The sequence below is a fragment of the Streptomyces sp. NPDC026092 genome (assembly GCF_040638605.1).
In the GTDB taxonomy this organism is placed as follows: Bacteria; Actinomycetota; Actinomycetes; order Streptomycetales; family Streptomycetaceae; genus Streptomyces.
In genome coordinates this window covers 1-22,828 of sequence record NZ_JBEZYN010000023.1, presented here as the reverse complement: position 1 = coordinate 22,828, position 22,828 = coordinate 1, and the positions used below count along the sequence as shown (strand labels likewise).

At 72.6% G+C, this 22,828-nt stretch carries 17 protein-coding genes and 1 pseudogene; 3 read left to right on the top strand and 15 right to left on the bottom strand.

Features of this window, described 5'->3' with window-relative positions; all coding sequences use genetic code 11:
• Positions 1-81: 81 nt before the first annotated feature.
• The 3 genes and pseudogenes from AB0F56_RS29915 to AB0F56_RS29905 all read right to left on the bottom strand — a co-directional run.
• On the bottom strand, positions 82-1,380 hold the full coding sequence (locus AB0F56_RS29915) for an MFS transporter (protein ID WP_362015115.1): 1,299 nt from the start codon (positions 1,378-1,380) through the stop codon (positions 82-84).
• Positions 1,377-1,820, bottom strand: coding sequence for a GNAT family N-acetyltransferase (locus AB0F56_RS29910; RefSeq protein ID WP_362015112.1), 444 nt, complete (start codon positions 1,818-1,820; stop codon positions 1,377-1,379). The genes AB0F56_RS29915 and AB0F56_RS29910 overlap by 4 nt, the downstream gene beginning before the upstream one ends.
• A gap of 217 nt (positions 1,821-2,037) precedes the next feature.
• Positions 2,038-2,162, bottom strand: a pseudogene (locus AB0F56_RS29905) (IS481 family transposase); the annotation flags it as partial.
• Positions 2,163-2,329: 167 nt separating this feature from the next.
• Between AB0F56_RS29905 and AB0F56_RS29900 the strand changes: the two are divergent.
• Complete coding sequence (locus tag AB0F56_RS29900; RefSeq protein ID WP_362015109.1) at positions 2,330-3,340, top strand: quinone oxidoreductase; 1,011 nt, start codon at positions 2,330-2,332, stop codon at positions 3,338-3,340.
• Between the two features lie 23 nt (positions 3,341-3,363).
• On the opposite strand, the gene AB0F56_RS29895 is transcribed toward AB0F56_RS29900, so the two are convergent.
• Positions 3,364-4,212: an aldo/keto reductase gene (locus tag AB0F56_RS29895; RefSeq protein ID WP_362015106.1), complete on the bottom strand. Its 849-nt coding sequence runs from the start codon at positions 4,210-4,212 to the stop codon at positions 3,364-3,366.
• Between the two features lie 106 nt (positions 4,213-4,318).
• The gene (locus AB0F56_RS29890; protein ID WP_362015103.1) at positions 4,319-4,810 is read right to left on the bottom strand and encodes a MarR family transcriptional regulator; all 492 of its coding nucleotides are present in this window, start codon (positions 4,808-4,810) and stop codon (positions 4,319-4,321) included.
• A 116-nt stretch (positions 4,811-4,926) separates the two neighbouring features.
• Here AB0F56_RS29890 and AB0F56_RS29885 point away from each other — a divergent pair, with 116 nt between their 5' ends.
• Positions 4,927-5,343 carry an organic hydroperoxide resistance protein gene (locus AB0F56_RS29885; RefSeq protein ID WP_362015100.1) on the top strand — a complete coding sequence of 139 codons (417 nt, stop codon included), beginning with the start codon at positions 4,927-4,929 and terminating at the stop codon, positions 5,341-5,343.
• A 111-nt stretch (positions 5,344-5,454) separates the two neighbouring features.
• On the opposite strand, the gene AB0F56_RS29880 is transcribed toward AB0F56_RS29885, so the two are convergent.
• From AB0F56_RS29880 to AB0F56_RS29835, 10 genes are all read right to left on the bottom strand, one after another.
• Positions 5,455-6,219, bottom strand: coding sequence for a phosphate ABC transporter ATP-binding protein (locus tag AB0F56_RS29880; protein WP_362015348.1), 765 nt, complete (start codon positions 6,217-6,219; stop codon positions 5,455-5,457).
• A gap of 20 nt (positions 6,220-6,239) precedes the next feature.
• Positions 6,240-7,163, bottom strand: coding sequence for a sortase (locus AB0F56_RS29875; RefSeq protein ID WP_362015097.1), 924 nt, complete (start codon positions 7,161-7,163; stop codon positions 6,240-6,242).
• A 65-nt stretch (positions 7,164-7,228) separates the two neighbouring features.
• Entirely contained in the window at positions 7,229-9,211 is a 1,983-nt protein-coding gene (locus tag AB0F56_RS29870; RefSeq protein ID WP_362015094.1) for a DUF916 domain-containing protein, read from the bottom strand.
• 106 nt (positions 9,212-9,317) lie between these two features.
• Positions 9,318-10,892: an Ig-like domain-containing protein gene (locus AB0F56_RS29865; RefSeq protein ID WP_362015092.1), complete on the bottom strand. Its 1,575-nt coding sequence runs from the start codon at positions 10,890-10,892 to the stop codon at positions 9,318-9,320.
• 13 nt (positions 10,893-10,905) lie between these two features.
• Complete coding sequence (locus AB0F56_RS29860; protein ID WP_362015089.1) at positions 10,906-11,901, bottom strand: substrate-binding domain-containing protein; 996 nt, start codon at positions 11,899-11,901, stop codon at positions 10,906-10,908.
• Between the two features lie 95 nt (positions 11,902-11,996).
• A complete protein-coding gene (locus tag AB0F56_RS29855) occupies positions 11,997-14,573 on the bottom strand; it encodes a hypothetical protein (protein WP_362015086.1) in 2,577 nt (858 codons plus the stop codon).
• On the bottom strand, positions 14,570-16,306 hold the full coding sequence (gene pstS / locus AB0F56_RS29850; RefSeq protein WP_362015082.1) for a phosphate ABC transporter substrate-binding protein PstS: 1,737 nt from the start codon (positions 16,304-16,306) through the stop codon (positions 14,570-14,572). The genes AB0F56_RS29855 and pstS overlap by 4 nt, the downstream gene beginning before the upstream one ends.
• A 51-nt stretch (positions 16,307-16,357) precedes the next feature.
• The gene (gene pstA / locus AB0F56_RS29845; RefSeq protein WP_362015080.1) at positions 16,358-17,629 is read right to left on the bottom strand and encodes a phosphate ABC transporter permease PstA; all 1,272 of its coding nucleotides are present in this window, start codon (positions 17,627-17,629) and stop codon (positions 16,358-16,360) included.
• The gene (gene pstC / locus AB0F56_RS29840; RefSeq protein WP_362015077.1) at positions 17,626-18,636 is read right to left on the bottom strand and encodes a phosphate ABC transporter permease subunit PstC; all 1,011 of its coding nucleotides are present in this window, start codon (positions 18,634-18,636) and stop codon (positions 17,626-17,628) included. Before pstC ends, pstA begins: the two co-directional genes overlap by 4 nt.
• Positions 18,633-19,049, bottom strand: coding sequence for a hypothetical protein (locus AB0F56_RS29835; RefSeq protein WP_362015075.1), 417 nt, complete (start codon positions 19,047-19,049; stop codon positions 18,633-18,635). The genes pstC and AB0F56_RS29835 overlap by 4 nt, the downstream gene beginning before the upstream one ends.
• A gap of 870 nt (positions 19,050-19,919) precedes the next feature.
• Between AB0F56_RS29835 and AB0F56_RS29830 the strand changes: the two genes are divergently transcribed.
• The gene (locus tag AB0F56_RS29830) at positions 19,920-22,778 is read left to right on the top strand and encodes an AAA family ATPase (RefSeq protein WP_362015072.1); all 2,859 of its coding nucleotides are present in this window, start codon (positions 19,920-19,922) and stop codon (positions 22,776-22,778) included.
• The last annotated feature ends 50 nt before the right edge of the window (positions 22,779-22,828 follow it).

Below are 22,828 nucleotides of genomic sequence, written 5' to 3'. Positions count from 1 at the left end.
CCGCGAGGAGTCTGTTCCGGTGGACGGCCGTTGAATACGGCGTGGACTGGCGGCTATGTGCCGTGGCGGCCAACCGCCACGTCAGGCGGTCGGGTTGAGCGCGTCGTATCGGCGGAAACCGCGCCCGTACAGGGCAAGCACCCCGATCGCGAGCACACAGGCGATTCCGCCCCCGGTGATGGCGACGGCCGGGGAGGTCAGACCGGCGACGGAACCGGCGAGGAAGTCGCCGAGCCTTGGCCCGCCCGCGACGACCACGATGAAGACGCCCTGGAGCCGGCCGCGCATCTCGTCGGGGGCCGCGACCTGCATCATCGTGTTGCGGAAGATCATGGAGACGGTGTCGGAGTATCCGGCGAGCGCGAGCAGGAGCAGCCCGAGCCAGAGCTCGCGGGTGAGCCCGAAGACGGCGATGGCGGTGCCCCAGCAGGCGACGGCGAGCAGGATCGCCTGCCCGTGGTGCCGGATGCGCCCCTGCCAGCCGCTGAGGACCCCGCCGAGGAGCGCCCCGGCGGCGGGCGCGGCGGCGAGCAGGCCGGTGGTGGAGGCGTCGCCGTCGTACCAGAGGACGGCGACGACGGGGAACAGGGCGCGGGGGTGGGCGAGGATCATCGCGCAGAAGTCGGAGAAGAACGTCATGCGCAGGTTGGGCCGGGTGGCGAGGAAGCGCAGCCCGTCGAGGACGGAGGCGCGCTTCGTGCCGGTCCGCTCGGGGAGCATGGACGGCAGCCGCCACATCGCGTAGAGCGCGGCGGAGAAGGCGATGGCGTCGATGAGGTACGCGGTCTGGAAGCCGCCGACGCCGACGAGGAGACCGCCGAGGCTCGGCCCGACGAGCGTGCCGAAGGTCATCGTCATCGAGTTGAGCGCGTTGGCGGCGCGCAGCTGCTCGGCGGGGAGCAGGCGCGGGATCATCGAGGTCCTGGCGGGCGAGTTGAGCGCCGCGCAGACCGACTGCAGGGCCACGATCGCGTACAGGAACCAGACGTGGTGGAAGCCGGCGAAGGCGGCCGTGGCGAGGGCGGCGGAGAGCACGGCGGAGCCGGTGGCGCTGGCGAGGCCGAGCTTGCGGCGGTCGACGGTGTCGGCGATCGCGCCGCCGTACAGACCGAAGACGACCAGCGGCACGAGCGAGAAGAGCCCGACGAGGCCGACGGAGAACGGCGAGCGGGTGATCTCGTACACCTGGAGCGAGACCGCGAGCGCGGTCATGCCCTGGCCGACCCAGGAGACGGTGTTGCCGAACCAGAGGCGGCGGTAGTGCGCGGAGGTACGGAGCGGTGTGAGGTCGGCGAAGACCCGGCGGCGGTCGGCCTGTTCGGCGTTCGCCTCGGTCTTCTGGGGCTCCTGGTCCTCCGGGGCCTTCTCGGTGGCGCTCACGCGACGTCGTACCGGAGCTCGGGGCGGGCCCAGTGGATCCGCCCGGCGGGCTCGACGGTGCCGGTGCGGCGGGCGCCGGTGCGGAGGTAGAACTCCTCGGCGGGCGGATGCGCGACGACCCGTATGGACCCGAGCCCGGCGGCCCTGGCCTGCTCCCGCATGTGGTCCATGAGCAGCCGCCCGACGCCCTGCCCCTGCGCCGCGTCGGCGACGAAGGCGAGGTCGAGCTCGGCCTCGTCCAGGAGGAGGGCGTAGAACCCGAGGACCCTGTCCTGCGCGTCGACGGCGACGAAGACCGGGTGGTGCTCGATGTAGGTCCCTCCGACGGTGTAGCCGTCGACCATGCCGGCGTAGTCGCCGCGGTAGGCGGCGGATTTCCGCACGAGCTGGGTGAGACGACGCGCGTCGTCGGCGGTGGCCCGCCGGATGGAGAGGGACATGGGGCGAGTATAGGGGCGGGTGGTGCATCAGGTCCTTACAGTCCACATGGCGGCCGAACCTGCGGCCCCGCCCCCGGAGGTCGCTCGCGGAAGGCCCGGTTCGGGTCCTTCCGCGCGTGGGCACGACCCACGACGAGCGGTGCGCCTACAGGGCCGGCCCCGACGGCTCGCGTACGGCGGCCGAACCCGACTCCCCGCGTGCCTCGCGCACGGCGACCGACTGGGGCCGGTAGGGCCGGGTTCGTTCGTGGGTGGGATCCCGGCCGCCGCCAGGCTGTCGCGCCAGTCGCGTGAGCGGTAGCAGGAGCCGTTGTCGGACAGAACCTGTTCGACGGTGATCCCAGCGCCGTGAAGAAGGCGTCGACCCTTGACGGCCTCGGTCTCCTGTCCCAGACCCGGGTGCAAAGCAGGCGTCTCAGCTCTCGGCGGGGGCGGCGGGCTGCTCTGCTTGCCGGGAATCGAATCGCCATCAACGGGGTTGGTGGGGGACGAACCGATATTGGAGGGCCATGCGAGCGATTCAGGTGTACGAAGTGGGCGGTCCCGAGGTGCTGCAGGAGGCCGAGGTGGACCAGCCGCGGCCGGGTCCGGGCGAGGCGATCGTGGCGGTCGCCGCATCCGGGGTCAACTTCCTCGACGTCTACCACCGCGAAGGCCGGTACAGCCTCCCGCTGCCCTTCACCCCGGGCGCTGAGGGCGCCGGCACGGTCGTCGAAGTCGGACCCGGCGTCGCTGACGTCGCAGTCGGGGACCGGGTCGGTTGGGTGGAGATTCCCGGCACGTATGCCGAGCGGGCCGTCGTGGACTCCTCGCGGCTGGTGCCGCTGCCCGACGATATCGGCTTCGAGACAGCCGCCGCCGTGCTCCTCCAAGGCATGACCGCGCACTATCTCGTCAAGGACGCCTACCCGGTTCAGGGGGGCGACACGGTGCTCGTGCATGCGGCTGCCGGTGGCATGGGGTTGCTTCTGACCCAGCTCATCACCCATCTCGGTGGCAGGGTGATCGGCACGACGTCGACCCCGGCGAAGGCCGAGCTGGCGAAGCGTGCCGGGGCCGCCGAGGTGATCCTTTCCTCCGCGGTCGACGATCTCGCAGCCGAGGTGAGGCGGCTCAACGGCGGTCAGGGACTTCCGGTTGTCTTCGACGGCGTCGGCGCGCACACCTTCGATGCGAGCCTCGCCAGCCTGCGAACCCGCGGCCATCTCGTGCTCTTCGGCGCGGCAAGTGGTGCCGTGCCTCCGTTTGATCCGATTCGGCTCGCCCACGGCGGTTCGCTGACCCTGATCCGGCCCAGCCTCGGGGACTTCATCGCCGATCGGTCCGAACTGCTCCGACGGGCCGCCGATGTGTTCGAGTGGGTGCGCTCCAAGGCGCTTGAGGTCACCGTAACGGGCCGCTACGCATTGTCCGAGGCCGCCCAGGCCCACAGCGATCTGGAGGCTCGGCGTACCACCGGCAAGCTGCTCGTCGTACCCGATGCGGCCGCTATTGGACGCCGCGAGGACACGCAGAGCTGATCGCGGGTGACGAGGTCGGGCACTCAGTCCACCCGGACCGTGCCGAGGCGGGCCACGGCGGCCGGGTCGCGGTGGTCGAAGAAGACGGAGTGGTCGGTGTCGAGGCCGGCGAGGGCCGCCATCTGGTCGTCGGCGAGCTCGAAGTCGAAGACGGCGAAGTTCTCCGCCATGCGTTCGGCACGGACCGACTTGGGGATCGTGACGACCCCGCGCTGGATCAGCCAGCGGAGGACCACCTGGGCCACGGACTTGCCGTGCTCGGCGCCGATCCGGCTGAGCAGGGGGTGGCTGAACAGGTCGTTCCGTCCCTCGGCGAACCCGCCCCAGGACTGGATCTGGACCCCGTGCTCGCGCATGAGCGCCTGGTCGGCGGCGCGCTGGAAGAAGGGATGGGTCTCGATCTGATTCACGGCGGGGGTGATCTCGTTGTTGAGGAGGAGGTCGAGGAGCCGGTCGGGGTAGAAGTTGGCCACGCCGATCGCCCGGGCCCGGTCCTCGCGGTTCGCCTTCTCCATGGCCCGCCACTGGCCGTACACGTCGCCGTAGGGCTGGTGCATCAGGTAGAGGTCGACCTGGTCGAGGCCGAGCCGGGACAGGGAGGCCTCGAAGGCGCGCTCGGCGTTCTCCTGCGCGGGCGCGTCCTGGATCCAGAGCTTGGTGGTGACGAACAGCTCCTCGCGCGGGATGCCGCCGGCGCGGATGGCGCGGCCGACGGCCTCCTCGTTGCCGTAGGCGGCGGCGGTGTCGAGCAGCCGGTAGCCGACGGCGAGGGCGTCGGTCACGGCCCGCTCGGTCTGCTCGGGCGGGATCTGGTAGACGCCGAAGCCGAGGATCGGCATCCGGACGCCGTTGTTCAGGGTGACGTACTCCATCGGGCTTCCGTTCGGTGGTCCGGGCGGTGGTCCGGGCGGTCGGGCTCCCCAGCCACGTTCCCGCACCCCCACCGCCCCCGCACCCCGGCGGCCTCCGCCCTCCGCGCTACGCCGGCCCGCCCAGGGCCTCCGGGTCGGCGGCGTCGAGGCGGGCAGCGAGGGCGTTGAGCTGGGTGCGCAGGGCGCCGATCTCCGCCAGGTCGAGGCCGGTCGCGGCGGCGATCCGCTTCGGTACGCCGAGGGCCTTCTCCCGCAGCGCGGTCCCGGCCTCCGTGGGGCGCGCGGTCACCGAGCGCTCGTCCTCCGGGCTGCGCCTGCGCTCGACGTAGCCGGCCGCCTCCAGCCGCTTGAGCAGCGGCGACAGCGTCCCGGAGTCGAGGCGCAGGTGCTCGCCGATGCGCTTGACCGGCAGCTCGTCGTGCTCCCAGAGCACCAGCATGACCAGGTACTGGGGGTAGGTGAGCCCGAGCTCCCTGAGCGCGGCGCGGTAGACGCCGTTGAAGGCGCGGGTCGCGGCGTGCAGCGAGAAGCAGATCTGGTGGTCGAGCCGCAGGAAGTCCTCGTGGCCCGTGTCGGGGGTGGTGTCGAGCGTCGCCATGGCTCCAGGGTACGGGACCGCACATCGCGAGCCATTGAGTTGTGCACAACTGAATTGCACGCTACGGTTTACCCCAGACGCCGACCGAGACCCCGGAACGGAAAACGAGGACCCCCATGAACGCGATCTACACCGCCGTCGCCACCGCCAACGGCCGCGAAGGCCGCGCCGTCAGCTCCGACGGCCACATCGACCTCCCCCTCGCCCACCCGCAGGCGCTCGGCGGCAACGGTCAGGGCACCAACCCCGAGCAGCTCTTCGCCGCCGGGTACGCTGCCTGCTTCGCCAGCGCGATGGCCCTCGTGGCCCGCCAGGAGAAGATCGACATCGCGGACGCCTCGATCACCGCCGAGGTCTCCATCGGCAAGGACGAGTCGGACGGCGGCTTCGGCCTCGCGGTCGTCATGCGCGCCGAGTTCCCCGACCACCTGCAGGGCGAGCCGGGCCACGCGCTCCTGGAGAAGACCCACGCGTTCTGCCCGTACTCCAAGGCCACCCGCGGCAACATCCAGGTCGAGCTCGTCGTCGAGTAGTCACGACCGCTCCCCCTGTACGGCCGAGGGCCCGTACGCGTCCCCCGACGCGTACGGGCCCTCGGCACGTTTTCCCTGATCCGGCCGGTGATCCGGTCGGCCGGTGCTCGGTCAGCCGAAGCGGCCCTCCACGTAGTCCGCCGTGCGCGGGTCGCGGGGGCTGCCGAACATGGCCTCCGTCGGTCCGTGCTCGACGATCATGCCGGGTGTGGCCTGCTCGGCCAGGAAGAAGGCGCACTGGTCGGAGACGCGGGCCGCCTGCTGCATGTTGTGCGTGACGATGACGATCGTTACCTCGTCCGCGAGATCGCGGATGGTCTCCTCGACGCGGCGCGTCGAGGTCGGGTCGAGCGCCGAGCACGGCTCGTCCATCAGCAGGATGCGCGGCCGGACCGCCAGCGAGCGGGCGATGCACAGGCGCTGCTGCTGGCCGCCGGAGAGCGCGCCACCGGGCTGCCGCAGCCGGTCGCGGACCTCCTTCCACAGCCCTGCCTTGGTCAGGCACTCCTCGACCAGGCCGTCCCGGTCGGCCGCCGCGATCCGGGTGCCGGTCAGCTTCAGACCGGCGGTGACGTTGTCGTACACCGACATCGCGGGGAACGGGTTCGGCTTCTGGAAGACCATGCCGATCCGGTGCCTGGCCTCGGTGAGCCGGCGGCCGCGGGCGTAGATGTCGTCGCCGTCCAGGAGCACCTCGCCGGCCAGTTCGGCGCCGGGGATCAGCTCGTGCATCCGGTTCAGGATGCGCAGGAACGTCGACTTGCCGCAGCCCGAGGGGCCGATGAGCGCGGTGACCCGGCCCGCGGGCATGGTCAGGGAGACGCGGTTGAGGACCTTGTGGGTACCGAACCAGGCGGAGATGGAACGTGCGTCCAGGTGGGAGGCCACGACTGTCCTTACAGGAGGTTGGGAAGGAGGAGCGCCGCCTGGTCGCCCGCCGCGAGGGCGAGCGCGACCAGGACCGGGAAGCCGACCAGCCAGACGTGCGCGCGCGGCACGCGGGAGCGCGCCCAGACCAGGGCGGCGGCGGCGAGCAGGAGGGCCTGCGACCAGAGGATGAGCGGGAGCCACGACGAAGGCTGCCCGGCGAGCGGGAGTTCGTCGGCGGGGACCCGGCCGAACCGGAAGGCGGGGGCCACGCCCGGCTGGGGCGCGGAGATCAGGTCGGCGTCGACCTGGACGACCCCGGTCGGCCGGTACGCGTCGCCGGTGGCGGTCATCAGCGTGAGCCGGCCCGTCCCGGGCTGCAGGGCGGGCGGCTGCGGGTCGCCCTCGCGCCGGACACCGCTCACCCGGTAGGTGTGGTCGCCCTGACCGGTGGTGACCTTGAAGGTCTCGCCCGGCTGGAGCCCGGCGAGGTACCGGAAGGGACCCCCGTACCCCGCCTTGCGGCCCATGAGGATGCTGTTGCCGGCCTGTCCTGGCAGCACGGTGTCGCGGCGGTGCCCGGGGCCGGAGGCAAGGACCTCGGACGAGGTGCCCTCGCGGACGACCTCCTTCAGGCCGAGCTGCGGGATCGTCAGCAGGGCCATGGGCGTGCCCGGTTCGGTGGTCGCGCCGATGGGCGTGGTGGCGTTGGCGAGCGAGCCGCGGACCTCGGCGTAGCCGACGCGGCGGTCCCGCTCGTGCCGGAGGTGGCCGAGCGGGCCGACCTCGGCGACGAAGCCGAGGAGCAGCGCGCCGAGGATGGCCAGGGCGCCGCCGACGGCCCACAGCGGGCTGGTGCGGGGTGCGTGCCCGGCCCGGGCCGGGGAAGCGCTCGGCTTCTCCGGCCCGGCGGGGGCGGGACGCACGTCCACCACGGTGGAGGTGGCTGTCATGGCGTGTGCTCCGTACGTCGGTTGTCTCGTCGGTCGTTACGTCGGTCGTCGCGCCGGTCGTCGCGTCAGTTGCTGCCGAAGGTGATCAGTCCGCGCTTGCGGGCCCACCGGACGGCCAGGGCGCCGGTGACCACGAGGAGGGCGCTGAGCAGACCGAGTACGACGGGGTCGGTGCCGGTGTCGGCGAGACCGCCGCCGCCGTCGCCGCCGCCCGAGCCACTGGCACCACCGGCTCCCGAGGACGCCGGCTCGGTCGTCGTCGGCGCCGCCGTGCTCGGCGGGATGCTCGTGGAGACGCCGACCGTGTCACCGCCGGTCTCCGTGGTCGTCGGCGAGCCGGTGTCGGTCGGGGTGGGCGTTCCCGTGGTCGACGGAGTGCCGGACGGGGTCCCGGAGGGCGTGCCCGACGGCGTACCGGACGGGGTGCCCGTGGGGTTCGTGCCGCCCGGGTCGGTGTCCTGGTAGACGGTGTTGGAGGTGAACCAGATGGACCCGGTGAACTCGCCGAAGGTCTCGGACCCGAACGCCTTGCGGCACACGATCGTCAGGTCGTACCGCCCCTCCAGGGTGGTGAACCCGGCCTCGTTGGCGTAGTCCCGCATGGTCATGGTCAGCGGCACGATGAAGCCGGCGCCGTTCGGGTCCTTCGGGTAGGTCGTGAGCGGCGAGTTGCCGACCAGGTTCTTGCCCTCGGCCGGGAAGCCCTTGCCGACCGCCTTCACCAGGACGTTGGTGGCGGGCGCCGGGCAGGCGCCCGAGGTGGTCAGGTCGATGTTGGTGTCGTCGGCGCCCGTGGCCGGGTTGACCTTCGCCGTGCCCAGCGGGGCGGCCGAGGCCGTCGGCACCGTGAGGACGCCGACACCGGCGAGGACCACCGCCGCGGCGGCGGCCGCACCGGCCGCGGTACGCCGGGTGAGGAGGCGGGTGAACTGCACGATGAGCTCCTTGTCGGGAGTGTCGGGGGTCTCGGGGGTGTTCTTCCGGGGCGGGTCCGCCCCGTCAGCCGCCCCGCCCGCCGCGCCGCCCCCGCCGGAGCGCCGGTCCGCACCCCGGTCCGTACGCCGACGGCGGCGCCGCCACAGGAAGCCCGCGACGAGAAGCAGCAGCAGGGCGAGGAACGTCCAGGGCACCGCCCAGACCGAGACGGTGTGCGTCAGCGAGGGCAGCCGGGGGTCGACGCCCTCGCGGGTCGCGACGGGCTGCACGGAGACGACGGCCGAGGCGTGCACGAGCGGCGCCACCCCGTCGGCCTCGGCGGTGACCGTCAGGGCGTTGCCGGGGAGCAGCTCGCCGAGGTCGCGGACGCCCTTGGCGGTGACCGAGGAGCCGAAGACGCCGTTGACGCGGACGGCCTGGCGGGCGCCGAGGCGGACGTTGCCGCTGTTGCGGACGGTGTACGTGACCGTGGCCGAGCCGGACCCGAAGGGGTTGAGGGTGCCGTGGTACTCGGCGCGGACGTTCTCCACGGTCAGCTCGGGCTTGATGGCCCCGGCAACCCGGAGGTAGACGCGGGCGCCGACGCGCTGGTCGAGCCGGACCTGGTTGCCCTTGGCGTCCTTGCCGGTGCCCGAGAGCGAGGCGACGATGCCTCCGGTGTGGTCGCCGGGGGTGACCTTGGCCGGCACGGTGAGGGTGAACGGGACGATGACGTGGCTCTTGGGCTTCACCGTCACCTTGTTCGTCGCCAGCTTGATCCAACTGCCGGCGTCCGTCGGCTTCTTGTCGGCGGCGAGCAGGTCGAAGCCGCCGTCGACGGTGTTGACGGCGTCGCTCGCGTAGACGGCGAGGGTCAGCGGCTCGGAGCCGTAGTTCCAGAGCGCGATCTGGTCGCGGACGGCGGCGCCGCCGGTGACCCCGTACGAGAAGTGGGGCCGCTGGTCGGGCTTCTTGGGCCCGGCGGGCTGGACGCCGAAGACGGCCTTCTTGTCCTTGGGGCCTTCGGCGGCCGCGGCCGGACCGGCCGGCAGCAGCGCCAGGAGCAGGGCGAGGAACAGGAACACCCACAGGCCGAGGGCACCGGCCGGTCGGAGGTGACGGTGAGCGGTCATGACGGTTCTCCAGAGGTCAGGGGCGGGGCGGAACCCCGGTCGCGCGGCGGGTGGTTCGGGTTGTGCGGCCGTGCGGCGCGGCTCCGCCCCGGAACTCACGCCTGGATCAGATGGCGGTGAGGGTGAGCGTGGCGGTGTACGTGCCGGCCGTCGTGGACGTCGGGACGTTCAGGGCCAGGTCGGCGCCGATGTGCGCGGTGCCGAGACCGGTGCCGTTGGCGAGGGTGCGGGCGGCCTTCAGGCCGGCCGTGCCCGTGTCGCCGGGGGCCGCGCCGGACGCGGCCGGGACGGACGAACCGGGGGTGACGGTCTGCGCGGGCGCCTTGTCGACGACCTTCGGGGACCAGCCGAGGTTCTGGCCGTTGATGGTGTGCGTGGCGCCGTCGGAGAAGTCGGCGACCTGACCGCTGACGGTCCAGCCCGGGTTGCCGGCGCGGGTGTCGGTCAGCGTCACCGGGCTGAGGGCACCGGCGGTGGTGAGCAGGTCACCGTCGTTGTTCAGGACCGGCGAGGGAAGCGTGACCTGCGGGTTGTCGACGCTGATGACGAGCGCGCCGGCGTTGACGGTGGTGGTGATGGTCTCCGAGGCGGTCACACCGGCGAACGCGCCGATCGTGTACGGGATCGCGGCGGAGTCCGAGCCGGTGTACCGGGCCGGGTCGGCCGGGACGAAGACGGCGGTGAAGGAGTGCGGACCGGCCGGCAGGCTGGAGGTGGTCAGGACGGCGGTGCCGCCCACGACCGGGACCGTGCCGAGCGGGGTGGTGGTGCCACCGACGGTGTCGGTGAACTTGATCGAGCCCGCCGCGCCGGCCGGGGAGACCGTGCCGGTGAGGGTGACCGGGCTGTACTGCGGGGTGCTCGCCGCCGGGGAGACCGCGAGGGCCGTGGTGGTCTGCGTGGCCGCGGCCGGCGTCACCTGGTAGGAGACGGCCGTCGAGGTGGAGCCGTTGTACGAGGCGTTGGACGGCGTGAACACGGCGGTCAGCGCGTGCGTGCCGGCGGTGAGGTTGCTCGTGGTCAGCGCCGCGACGCCGCCGGTCACGGTGACCGGGGTGCCGAGGTCGGCGGAGCCGTCCTTGAACTGCACGGTGCCGGGGGCGCCGGACGGGGTGACCGTGGCGGTCAGCGTGACGGCGGTGCCGACCTGCGCCGGGCCGCCCGGGGTGACCGCGAGCGAGGTGCTGGTGTCCGTCTTCACGGCCGGGTCGTTGGCCTGGTACGTCGTGTTGGACGTGAACCAGATGGCGCCGGTGAAGTCACCGAGGCTGGTGCCGTTGAACGCGGTCCGGCAGATGACGGTGAAGTCGTACTTGCCCTGGAGGGTGGTGAAGCCCGCCTGGGAGGCGTAGTCGCGCATGGTGGACGTCAGCGGGATGACCATGCCGCCGTTGCCCGCCGTGGGGTAGGTGGCGATCGGCGAGTTGCCGACCACGTTCAGGCCGCCGGCCGGGAAGCCGGAACCCTCCACCTTCACCAGGACGTTGGTGGCATTGGCCGGGCAGGCGCCCGAGGTGGTGAACGCGATGCCGCTGGTGTCCGCGCCGGTGGCGGGGGCGATGTCGAGGGTGCCGATCGGGGCAGCGTACGCCGCGCCCGCCGTCGCCAGGCCCGCCGCGAAGGCGGTGGTGACGGCGGCGACACCGAGGGCCAGGGCCCGGGAGAATCTGTTCTTCAGCACGTCAGGCTCCTGATCAGGGGGTCTGCTTGGTGGTGTCGCCACAGTTCGGGTTGGTCGCGAAGCCGTACGTGTTGATCACGGCGGACTGCTTGCAGATGCCGGAGTTGGGGCCGACGAAGACGTCGCTCCACGGCGAGGTGCCGACCTTGCTGGTCGGGATGACGTTGTAGACGTCGCGCTTCACGCCGAAGCCGCTGTTCAGGACCGTCGGCGACAGGCCGTCGACGGTGCCGAGGATGGCCCGGCCGCGCAGGTCCGCGATGGTCTGCGAGGACTGCGACTGGTACTGCGCGATGGAGAACGGCACGATCGCCTTGTCGTCGAGGACGCGGCCGTCGTGCTCCTGGACCGGGGCGGTGCCCTTCTTGTCCTTGATGCAGGGGTAGACGCCCGCGACCACGTCGGCCTCGGTGATGCCCATCTGCGACTGCCAGAAGGAACGCGTGCCGGAACCGGCCTGCGGCAGGTAGACCGTCATGTCGTAGTTCGGCCCGGAGCCCACGTAGTCGGGGTCGCAGTGGTAGATGGCCTTGAGGTCCGTCAGCGTCAGCTTGCGCGGGATCGACGAGCCGGGCGTGATGGCGTAGGAGACGCCGTCGATCGCGAACGGCACGTACGTCAGACCCGGGTTGGCCGCGCCCAGGCTCAGCGAGGAGGAGCGGGCGAAGTCGAGGCAGCCGTTGCCGGCCTGGAGCGAGGTCAGCAGCGCGGCACGGCCGGCGCTGGAGCCGTTGGGGCGCGCGAGGGTGCAGTTGGGCGTGGTCGCCGGGTTCTTCGTCGTGATGTTCGCGGAACCCGTGGCGTCGTACGAGCCGATGACCTTCTGCCCGTTGACCGTGACCACGTCGGCCAGGCCGTTCATGACGTCCTGGGTGGTGTCGGAGCCGACACCGGAGAGCGCGCGGTGCTGCGGGGGGCCGGCCGGGTCGGCGGAGGCGAGGCCACTGCCGACGGTGACCGCCGCGAGCGCCGCCGCGGCGAGCGCGAGGCCGGTCTTCTTCTTGTTCACTGGGGGTTCTCCTCAGCTAGGCTGCGCTCCGGGTGGTGCCCGGGGCGCGTGTGCAGGACTTCCGTTGGCGCGGACGAATCAGACGCTTTCGGGCATCACCTCCTCCCTTGCGTGCGTGCGGCCGCCAGGAGACGCGGCAGGTATCTCGGCAGCAGCGGGCCCGTGAAGGCCGCGAGGGCGCCGACGATCAGGCAGATGAGCAGCGCGTTCCGGACGAAGCCGACGGCCCGGCCGGGGGTCGGCTCGCCGAGCGCGGCGGGCGTTGCCGGGGCGGGCTTCCCGGTGGTCGGCGGTACGGCGGCCTGGCTGGGGCCCGTGCTCGGGCCCGCCGTGGACTGCGTACCGCCCGCGGTCGCGCCGCCGGACCCGGTACCGTCCCCGCCGCCCGAACCGCCGCTCGTGCCGGTGGAGCCACCGGCTCCGCCGTCGCCGGACGCGCCGCCGTCGGCCGTGCCCGGCGGGGGCGTGGTCGTGGAGGCGTTCTTGCCCGCCTGCGTGGTGACCTGGTGGGCGGCCTTGCGGGTCTGCGCGCGCAGCGCCTCGGGCAGCGGCGCGTAGCCGTGCGGCAGGGTGCCGGAGGCGACGCCCGGGTTCTGGCCCGCGCCGGCCGCGTACGTCAGCAGGGTGCCGTAGTCGCGGCCCTCGGCCGCCGTCAGGTCGGCGGGCACGGTGGCGGCGTAGGTGACGACGGTGAGCGGGTAGGCGGCCGGGTTCCTGGAGCCCGGGTCCGGCAGGGTCACTCCGTCGGTGCCGGCCTTGCGGGCGCCCACGGCGGCGGTCATGGACGCCGTGTCGGGTGCGGTGAACTTCCCTGCCGCATTGAGGAGTTCGGCGCGCATCAGGCCGTAGCGGTCGGCGGTCGCGGTGTCGGTCACCGCGAGCACGGCGCGCTGACCGGCCGGCTGCGGCGGGTCCTTCTTGTAGGCGGGCGGGGTGGCGGTCGGGTCCCAGGAGGTACGGGCCAGGGTGTCGCCGCGCCCGGCCGCGCGCGCGGCGGCGTGCATGTCGGTGGCGTACGGCTTCTTGTCCTGGATGCAGAGCGGGAAGTCGGGCCGGTCGTCGAAGGGCTGGCAGTACGGGTCGCTCTTGGGGAAGGTGTCGAGCGGCGTCGCCAGGTTCTTGTAGTGCGGGTTGACCGTCGCGCCGGCGTTCCCCGGGTTCCCGTGGGTGCCCTGGTTGTCGGGGGTCCCCTTCAGGAACTCGGCGGCGGCCGGGTCCTGGACCACCCACGCCCACAGCTGCCGGGTGGTGTCGGCGAGCGGCTGCGGGACGAGGGCGTCGCCGAGCTTGCCGCCGAAGTCCAGGTCGGCGTACTCCGGGTTGAGGCGGATGAACTCCGGGTCGCGGCCGAGGTTCTCGGGGTTCTTCGCGACGCTCTCGGCGAAGCGGGAGACGCCGTCGCGGTAGGACTCGGTGAGGAGCTTGGCGACCAGGCGCGGGGTCAGCCGCAGGGTGCCCATCCGGGCGCCGTTGCGCTGCTTGACCGCGTCGGGGGCCCGGAAGGAGGCCTGGCTCTCGATGAAGTAGCCGATGGTGATGCCGGAGACGGCGACCGGGGCGTAGACGGGCGCGCGGTGGTCCTTGCGCGGGGTGGTGATCTCGGCGTTGCGGCCGACGAAGACCAGGCCGGGCCTGCCCGAGAGCAGCTTGACGCGGGCGGTCTCGTCGGGGACCTGGGCGTAGCCGTAGATGGCCTTGGCGCCGGTCCGGCAGAGCGCGGGCTGCCAGCGGGTGACGGCCTCGGCGGCCATCTCGCTGCCGAGCGTGCCGCGTTCCTCTGCGCCGATCGGGCAGTGGCTGCCGATCGGCTCGAAGCCGAGCGGGACGGTGATGCGGTGCTTCCAGTTGGCCGGGGAGAGCGGCGAGGACTGCAGCTGGCCGCTGGACTGGGCGGTGTACGCGCTGCCGTCGACCTCCTTCGTCCCGCGCGGCACGATCACCAGCCAGCAGCCGCGGCCGGTGACGGTGCCCGCCTTCTCCGTCGCGTCGCCGCAGCCGAGGCCGGGGGCCTCGACGCCGGTCTGCGCCTCGAAGTAGACCTCGCCCTCGCCGCGCGGGTTGGTGCGGGCGTACGGGACCTCGTTGGTGCTGTTGACGTCGAAGAACTCGTTCCAGTTGCCCGGGCTGACCTCGTCGCCGGTGACCGAGCGGAACGGCGCGTAGGAGATGCCGCTGGGGCTCGGCGGGGGCAGCGGCTGGTTCTCGGAGTCCTTCAGGTTCGCGCCGTAGTTCAGCTGCCGGCTGTTGGTGTACGCGCCGGCGGCCTGGTTGCCCGCGCCCGCGCCGAGCGCGGAGGAGCCGCCGAACTGGCACTGGTCGGTGCCGGGTCCGCGCTCGTCGCCCCAGCACTGCATGATCTGGAGGTAGTTGGCGGCGTACGCGGTGTCGGAGACGGTGGGCGCGCCACCGGTCCAGGTGATCTTGACGACCTGGTTGACGAGGTTGCGGGTCTGGCTGACGGTGATCTTCAGGTCGGCGAAGTCGCCCGTGCCGGAGACGGTCGTCCGTGAGTCGTCGCCGGTGGCGGCGTACGCGGGCGGCGCGGCCGGGTCGAGGCCGGTGCCGACGGTGGCGACGACGGGGACCAGGGCGAGGCAGAGCGTGCCCAGGAGGTGCCGCAGCCGGGACCGGGAGCCGGTCCGTACAGAAGTACGGGTACGGGTACGGGTCATCGGGACCCCTCCCCCGCGCGGCGGGCGGCCAGGCGCCGGTGCAGCAGCGGCGGGCCCACGGTGATGCCGAAGAAGAGCACGGCGCCCAGGACCATCAGCGCGGTCTGGAGCCCGCCGCCGAGGCCGGCGGCCGTGGTCACCGGCACGCCGTACAGATCGCCGCCTCCGCCGGAGCCGCCCGCGTCGCCCGCGGCGATCGGCTGGCCGGTGTCGGGGTCGAGCGCGCCCCCCGTGGCCGCGCCCGTACCGCCGCCGGTGGCGGCTCCGCCCGCGGCCGCCGTACCGGCCGTCGCGCCGCCGGTCGCACCGCCGGCGGCTCCCCCGGTCGCGGCTCCGCCGCCGGAGGCCGTACCACCCGAACCGCCGCCGTTCGTACCGCCGTTGGCGCCGCCGGAACCGCCCGAGCCGCCCGAGGAACCCCCGGTCTTGGTGGGGGTCTTGTTGCCGCCGGTGCCGGTGTCGCACTGCTTGGCGCCCTTGAGGTCACAGGCGGGCGGGTACGGCGCGGACTTGGCGAGGGTGTTGGTGCCGTCGCTGGAGAACGTGGGGTTCTTGCACTTCTTGATGTCGATGCTCTCGGCGGCCACGCCGGGGATCCGGCGGACCTGCGTCAGGCCCGCCTGGACCAGGTTGATGGGCAGCGGCGAGTAACCGAGCCGGTCCACCGACTGCTGTCCCTGGCAGAGGAAGTAGTACGCGAACGCGCCGAGGGACTTGCCCTTCTGCGGGTTGAAGTTCGACTCCAGGGCCGTCGGGACGATCATGTAGCTGTAGCTGGAGAGCGGGTACGTGCGCGGGTCGGTGCTGTTGTAGACCCCGTCGAGGCGCTGGGTGAGGTCGGCGTTGATGCCCGCCTTGGTGAGCGAGACCGCCACGTTCTGGGCGGTGGGCTCGGTGTAGTAGCCCTTCTCGTTGAGGATCTTGGCCACCGGGAAGCCGGTGGTGGAGACCGCGTACGAGTACTCGACGTAGGTGATCGTGCCCTGGTTGCCGTCCTGGGCGACGTAGCCGGAGACGCCGTTGGAGCCGGACTGGCCGACGAAGCCCTTGCCGCCGATCACGGGGAAGTTGGAGGTCGGGCCGCAGGGGGTGCGGCGGCCCGCCTTGCCGCAGTACGCGTCCCACAGCCCTGCGTGCTTCTTGCTCAGCCAGGTGGTCAGCTGGGCCGTCGTGCCCGAGCCGTCGGAGCGGACCACGGGGACGATCCGGCGGGCCGGCAGGGCGGCGGCGAGGCCCGGGTTGTCGGCCTTGATCGCCGGGTCGTTCCACATCGTGACGGTACCGGTGAAGATCTTGGCGACGTTCTCGCCGGAGAGCCGGAGGTTGGTCACCCGGCGGTTGCCGATCTTCAGGTTGTACATGAAGGCCGTGCCGCCCGCGACGATCGGCATGTAGCTGAACTTCCGCGAGGGCGGCGGGTCGGCGACGCCCGAGTCGTTGATGCCGTACGGGATCTCGGAGACGGCGAAGTCGACGGTGCCGTTGCGGAACTGGTTGCGCCCGTCGGAGGAGCCGGTGCCGTTGTAGTTGACCGTCATGCCGTACTGCTTGACGTTGGCCCGCCACTGGTCGAGGGCGTTCTGGCTCCAGGTGGAGCCCGCGCCGGAGACCGGTACGTAGCTCTCGGCGGCGGCGGGCGGCGCAACGGGCACCACGAGCGCGAGGGCGGTGACGAGCACGGCCAGGCTGCGTCGCAGCACGCGCGCGGGGAATGCCGGTGGGCGTCCGGACATCGAGGGTCTCCTGATCGGGGGTGGCGGGTCGTACGAGAGGGCGGCGAGCGGTCAGCCGGCCGGTGGCGGCGGGGAGTTCGGGGGCGGTGACTGCGCGGGCAGCGCCACGGCGGCGGGCGCCGCCGGGCGGGTGCCCATGCGTTCCACGTCCTTCTGCGAGGCGGCCGCCCGGCGGCGCTGCTGACGGCGGCTGAGCTGGCCGGGGCCGCGGCCGCCGATCACGCGGGCGAGCAGGAAGAGCAGCAGGACCAGGGCCATCAGGAGCGCCGCGCAGCCGAAGCCTCGGATGATCATGGTCTTCTCGGGCGAGGCGACCAGGGTGAACGTGGCCAGCGGCAGCGAGGTCTGCGGCCCGTCGAAGGGGTTGAGGTTGAGGCCGGTCGCGGCGCCCGAGGTGAGCAGGACCGGGGAGGTCTCGCCGATGCCGCGCGCCGTGCCGAGGATGACGGCGGTGGTCAGACCCGAGCGGGCGGTGGGCAGGACCACCGTCCACACGGTGCGCCACTGCCCGGCGCCGAGCGCGTACGAGGCCTCCCGCAGCGAACCGGGCACCAGGCGGATGACCACGTCGGCGGCCCGGATGATGATCGGCAGCATCATCACCGAGAGCGCGAGCGAGGCGGCGAAGCCGGACTTGTCCAGGCCCAGGGCGAGGATCGCGGTGGCGTAGATGAAGAGACCCGCCACGATCGACGGCAGGGCCGTCATCGCCTCGACGATGGTGCGGACGAACCGGGCGTACCGGCCGGGCACTTCGTTGAGGAAGACCGCGCAGGCGAGCCCCAGCGGCACGGTGATCAGCAGCGAGATGCCGATCTGCTGGAGCGTGCCGACGATGGCGTGCACCATGCCGCCGTCGGTGATCGGCTGGAGCGGTCCGGTGCCGGACATGTCCTCGGTGAAGAAGTTCAGGTGGCCGAGCGCCTCGTACCCGCGCCAGAGCGCGTAGCCGACGATGAAGAGCAGCGCCGCGAGCAGCAGCCCCGCGAGGGCGTGCACGAGGGTCTGGGCGAGCCGGGCGCGGACCGTCGCGCCGTTCTCGTCGAGGGAGACGAGGACGGCGTACAGCGCCATGAAGGCGAGGTACGTGACGACGGTGAAACCGAGCGGGGCGTTCCAGGGCAGCACCCGGTCGAAGACCACGGCGGTCAGGGCGACGGCGGCGGCGCCCGAGCCGATCAGGGCGAAGACGTCCCGGGCGTGCAGCGCGGAGGTGACCCGGCGGTTCTCGGTGGGCGCGCCGGGGCCGTGCGGGACGACGTCGGGCGTGACCGTGCCGGTCGCCTCGGGTTCGGCGGGGGGCGCGGGCGTGGTCAGGGTCATGCGTCGGCTCCCGTTCCGGACCGGCTGCGCGCGACCACGGAGGACGCGATGAAGTTGACGACGAGGGTCATCAGGAAGAGCGAGAGGCCGGCCGCCATGAGCGCGGACATCCCGAGCGGGCTGGCCGCTCCGTAGCGCAGGGCGATCAGCGCGGAGACGGAGTTGGCGCCGTTCTCCAGGATGTGCGGCTGGAAGAAGAAGACCGGCGAGATGATCATGACGACGGCGATGGTCTCGCCGAGCGCCCGGCCGAGCCCGAGCATGGTCCCGCCGATGATGCCGCCCTTGCCGAAGGGGAGGACGACGGTACGGATGACCCCCCACTGGCTCGCGCCGAGCGCGAAGGCGCCCTCGCGCTCGCCGGGCGGGGCCTGTGCGAACGCCTCCCGCATGACCGAGCAGGCGATGGGGGTGACCATCAGGGCCACGACGATCCCGGCGATGAAGGTGGAGGAGGTGTAGACGGTGGCGGGCGCGAGCGGGTCGCGCGGGTCGGCGCCGTCCACGGCGAAGATCGGGATCCAGCCGAAGTACGTGGAGATCCACCGGGCGAGCCCGGTGATGTGGGGCTGCAGGAAGAAGAAGCCCCACAGGCCGTAGACCACGCTGGGCACGGCGGCCATCAGGTCGACGAGGCTGACCAGGGTCCGGCGCAGCCGGCGGGGCGCGTACTCGGTGATGTAGAGCGCGGTGCCGAGCGCGAGCGGCAGGGCGAAGGTGATCGCGGTGGTGCCGATGAGCACGGTGCCGGGCAGGACGGCCGCGATGCCGAAGCGGTGGGAGTCGGGCTCCCAGGCCGAGGTGGTCACGAACGACCAGCCGGCGTCGCCGAGGGCCTGGGCGGCGCGGACGCTCAGGAAGACGCCGACCAGGGTCATGGTGACCAGGACGACGGCTCCGGCGCCGCGCGCGCCGCCGCGGAAGACCCGGTCGGCGGGGTCGCCGGCCTTGGACCGGGGGCGCGGGGCGTCCGTGTCCGGGGCGACGGCGGGGGTGACGGTGCTCACGAGGCGGTCCCCCGGACGGCGTCGGGCAGCCGGAGGCCGCGCAGTCGACGGGTGTACGTGACGCCGGCGGCGAGCTGGCCCTCGGCGGCGGCGGCGAGGAAGAGCTGCAGGCTGTGGCGGCACTCGCGCTGGCGCCTGAAGGTGCGGGCGGCGACGGCGACGCACCGGTCGTCCAGGGCAAGTTGCCAGCTCCAGACGCCGGTGGTGGCGCCCATGGAGACGAGGGGGACCGCGCGGTCGAGTCCGTCGCGCAGCCGCCGGACGGCCGCGCTGCAGGCGGTGTGCCCGCCGTGGAGGTCGGGGCCGCGCCCGAGTTCGTGGTTGTTGGCCCCGACGAGCCGCCAGCTCACGGCCTCCGCGCCGACATCGCCGGGCGTCCACTCGTGCGGTGCCTGACGTCTCTCGACGTCCACCCATGAGACAAACAGAAACCGTGGCCGAGACACCGCACCCGCCCCCTTCGCCCTGACCCCACGCGTGGCCGACAATCGACTACGCGTTCATAGCTGCGCGCATGACAATCACGGCGCTGGGCGCTGGTGGCTACACGGACCGGTGAAGCAGAGACGGAGAAAACATGAACGAGGGGTAGAAGTCCTCGGGAGGTGTCGACCGGTTCCGGAGCCACTCGGTCCGCTCTTGTACGACGCTGGGGGAGTTGCGGCATTCGACGGCGCGCACGGAACCCGACCGGCCAAGGGGCGACTTCAGGCCATGGCGCCGATTAGCGGTATCGCGGGGGCGCGCGCCCTTTTTCCTGCACGAGATGCGGCCGCGCGTCAAGAGGCGTGATCCACCCGGGCTTCGGCGCGAAGATCGCCCGATCCGGCCGCATGGGGTGGTTTGTCGGAAACTTCGGCCCCCTCCGGACGGCCACGTTAAAGTCTGATTTCCGGCCGAAAAAATGCGGTGGGCGCGGCGCCATGCAGCGGGATCGTAGAGCCATGAACAAAATCACCGGCACCTCGTGGCCGATCTCCGCACCTCGACCTGGCGCAACCACCCCGGTGGACGCCTCAACAGGCCGCCACGGGCGAATGTGACGCGTCTCACGGAATCCTCCCCGCCGCTCGATATTCCGGCCCCGTGGCCGTGATCCGCCAGGCACGATGGACTCCCTTGTATTCAGCGGCTAATCGGAGCCTGAACCTCCGCCGTGGGCGTTGGTTGCCGTGCTGGGGAGACCGGGTTTTACTGGGCAGAGCTCGCCAGCGGAAGATCCGTACGACTCGTCTGGCGCACCCCTTCTCCGATACAGCTGAATACGAAGCGGAGTCGAAAGAATGCCTCCAAGAACAGCGTCGGTCGTTCTGGACGAGCTCACTCCCCCGCCCCATCCCCACCTCATATGCGAGCGTGAGGAACAGTTATCGGTCATGCGGCGCCTCCTCGGGGAAGCCATGGGAGGGAACAGCCGGATCGCCGTCGTGAGCGGCGCGGCCGGGCACGGGAAGACCGAACTCCTCGCCGCCCTCGCCGAGGAGGCCCGGCGCGCGGGTGCGGTGCACCTCTCCGCGACCGCCTCCCGCATGGAGCGGTACGTGCCCTTCGGCGTCCTCGCCCAGCTGTTCCGTGGCGTGGAACTGCCGCCCGCCGCCGCCGGTCACGTGGCCCATCTGCTCGACCGGGCCCTGAGCGCCGACGCCGCCACCGTGCAGGACTCCGTCGCCATCCCGCCGCGCCTCTTCCACCAGATGGGCACGGCCCTGCACGACCTCGTCAAGTTCGTCGAGCGGCCGCTGCTCATCAGCGTCGACGACGTCGAGTACGCGGACACCCCGTCCCTGCTGTGCCTGTCCTCCCTCACCCGCCGGCTGCGCGCGACGCCGCTCCTGCTCGTCCTCAACGAACTCCCCTCACCCCGCCGTTCCAGCACCCTGCTACGCGCGGAGCTTCCCCCGGAGCCGGTCTGCCACCGCGTGCGGCTGCCGCCCCTCTCCCTCGGCGGGGTGCGCGAGCTGCTCGCGGCGCGCCTCGGGCCGAGCGCGGCCCAGGCCCTCGACACGGAGTGCCTCGCCGCCACCGGCGGCAACCCGTTCCTCGTCCGCGGCCTGGTCGAGGACACCATCGCGGCGGCGACCGAGTGGCCCGCCGCACCGGTGCTGTCCGCCGGCACCCTCTTCGAACAGGCCGTCCTCGGCTGCCTCTACCGCTGCGCCACCTCCGTACGGACGATCGCGCGGATCATGGCCGTCCTGCACGATCCGCGGTACGTCCCGCTCCTCGTCCAGCTCCCGGGCACCCACCCGCAGTCCCTGAACCTGGCGCTCAGCACGCTGGAGGAGACCGGTCTGCTCGCGGACGGCGCCTGGCGCCACCCCGACGCGCGCACCGCCGTGCTGCACGACATGACCCCCGAGGCGCGGGCCGAGCTGCACACCCGGATCGGGACGCTGCTCTTCAAGAACGGCGCTCCGGTGACCGCCGTCGCCCACCACCTCGTCGCCGCGAGCCAGATCGACAACGACTGCGCCGCGGCCGTGCTGCTCGAGGCCGCGCAGGAGGGCCTGTCGACGGGCGACACCACGCTCGCGACCGACTGCCTCTCCGTCGCCTACCGGTACGACCGCAGCAAGGAACACTTCACGGCCACGACGGCGATGCTCTTCCGCACCGAGTGGCGGTCCGACCCGCGGACCGCCGCCCGCCGGCTGCCGTCCCTCCTGGAGGCCGCCCGCTGCGGCCTGTTGACGGGGCGCCATGTGTCGGCGCCGGTGGACGCGCTGCTCTGGTTCGGCCGCCCGAACACGGCCGTGGAGATCCTGGAGCAGATGGAGCGGCACGCCCGGCTGCGCCAGGACGCCGAGGCCTCGGCCACCCTGCGGCGGTGCCGGACCACCCTCGCCCTGATGTATCCGGCCACGGCGGAGGAGGGCGACACGGCGGCGGCCGGCGAGTCGTACGTCCCCCTGGCCGCCACCCGGGGCCAGACGCTGGTCGAGCTGGAGCGGGTGCTGCGGGACGGCCCCGGGCCGCTCTCCGCCCTGTGCGCGGAACAGGCCCTGGTCAGCCACCAGTTGGACGACGACACGCTGATCCCCCTCGTGCTCGCGGTCAGCACGCTGATCGTCAACGGGTCCTACGACGCGGCCGAGCAGTGGATCGACTCGCTCGCCGCCGCGGCCCGGAGCCAGTCCGCGCCGGTCTGGCGGGTGCTCTTCGAGAGCCTGCGGGCGAAGCTGGCCCTGCACCGGGGCGAACCGGCCGAGGCCGCGCGGCTGGCCGAGCGGGCCCTCGCCGAGACCCCGGCCGCCAGTTGGGGCGTCCACATCGGACTGCCGCTGACGGTCACCCTCGAGGCGTACACCGTCCTGGGCTCGCCCGAACGGGCCCTGGCCCAGCTCCAGGTGGTGCCGCCCGAGGGCATCTTCCAGACCCTGCTCGGGGTCTGCTACCTCCGCGCCCGCGGCAACGCGCTGCTCGCGAGCGGCCAGTCGCAGGCGGCCCTGGACGACTTCGCCGCCGTGGGCGAACTGGCCACGCGCTGGCAGATGGACGTCCCGGCCCTGCTGCCCTGGCGCACCGACGCGGCCCGGGCCCACCTGGCCCGCGGCGAGATCACGCGCGCCCGGGAACTGGCCACCGAGCAGTCGGTCCTGGTGGGCCCCGGGCACCACGAGGCACGCTCCCTGACCCTGCGGACGCTCGCGGCGACCGCGCCCCCGCAGGAGCGGATGAACCTCCTGGGGCAGGCCCTGGAGGCCGCGCAGAAGTGCGGCAACCCGCTGGAACTCGCGTACACGTTCAACGCGCTGAGCCGGTGCCACCTCGACACCGGGCAGTACAGCAAGGGCCGGATGGCGCTGCGCAGGGCCCGCCAGCTCGCCGAGCAGTCCGGCGTGCCGCTACCGGCCAGGACACCGCCGGAAGCGGCCCGAAGACCTCAGGAGCTCGCCGCCTCGGGAACGGGCGGCGAGACGCTGGTCGGTGTGCTGAGCGACGCGGAGATGCGGGTGGTGGCCCTGGCCGTCCGCGGCCACAGCAACCGCCAGATCGCGGCCAAGCTCTTCGTCACCGTCAGCACCGTCGAGCAGCACCTCACCCGGGTGTACCGGAAGCTCGGGATCAAGCGGCGCAGCGACCTCGCCCTCGCCGTCAACGGCGAGGGCGGACCGGGGATCACCACCCGCCGCGCTTCCTGAGCGGCGGGACTCGGCCCCCGGGCGGGACGCGACGCGCGTCCCGCCCGGGG

Excerpts from the sequence above, each read along its gene's own strand:
- AB0F56_RS29830 (WP_362015072.1), top strand. The coding sequence starts at position 19,920 with ATGCCTCCAAGAACAGCGTCGGTCGTTCTGGACGAGCTCACTCCCCCG.
- AB0F56_RS29910 (WP_362015112.1), bottom strand. The coding sequence starts at position 1,820 with ATGTCCCTCTCCATCCGGCGGGCCACCGCCGACGACGCGCGTCGTCTC.
- AB0F56_RS29890 (WP_362015103.1), bottom strand. The coding sequence starts at position 4,810 with ATGGCGACGCTCGACACCACCCCCGACACGGGCCACGAGGACTTCCTG.
- AB0F56_RS29855 (WP_362015086.1), bottom strand. The coding sequence starts at position 14,573 with ATGACCCGTACCCGTACCCGTACTTCTGTACGGACCGGCTCCCGGTCC.
- AB0F56_RS29900 (WP_362015109.1), top strand. The coding sequence starts at position 2,330 with ATGCGAGCGATTCAGGTGTACGAAGTGGGCGGTCCCGAGGTGCTGCAG.
- AB0F56_RS29875 (WP_362015097.1), bottom strand. The coding sequence starts at position 7,163 with ATGACAGCCACCTCCACCGTGGTGGACGTGCGTCCCGCCCCCGCCGGG.
- AB0F56_RS29870 (WP_362015094.1), bottom strand. The coding sequence starts at position 9,211 with ATGACCGCTCACCGTCACCTCCGACCGGCCGGTGCCCTCGGCCTGTGG.
- AB0F56_RS29895 (WP_362015106.1), bottom strand. The coding sequence starts at position 4,212 with ATGGAGTACGTCACCCTGAACAACGGCGTCCGGATGCCGATCCTCGGC.
- pstA (WP_362015080.1), bottom strand. The coding sequence starts at position 17,629 with ATGACCCTGACCACGCCCGCGCCCCCCGCCGAACCCGAGGCGACCGGC.
- pstS (WP_362015082.1), bottom strand. The coding sequence starts at position 16,306 with ATGTCCGGACGCCCACCGGCATTCCCCGCGCGCGTGCTGCGACGCAGC.
- AB0F56_RS29885 (WP_362015100.1), top strand. The coding sequence starts at position 4,927 with ATGAACGCGATCTACACCGCCGTCGCCACCGCCAACGGCCGCGAAGGC.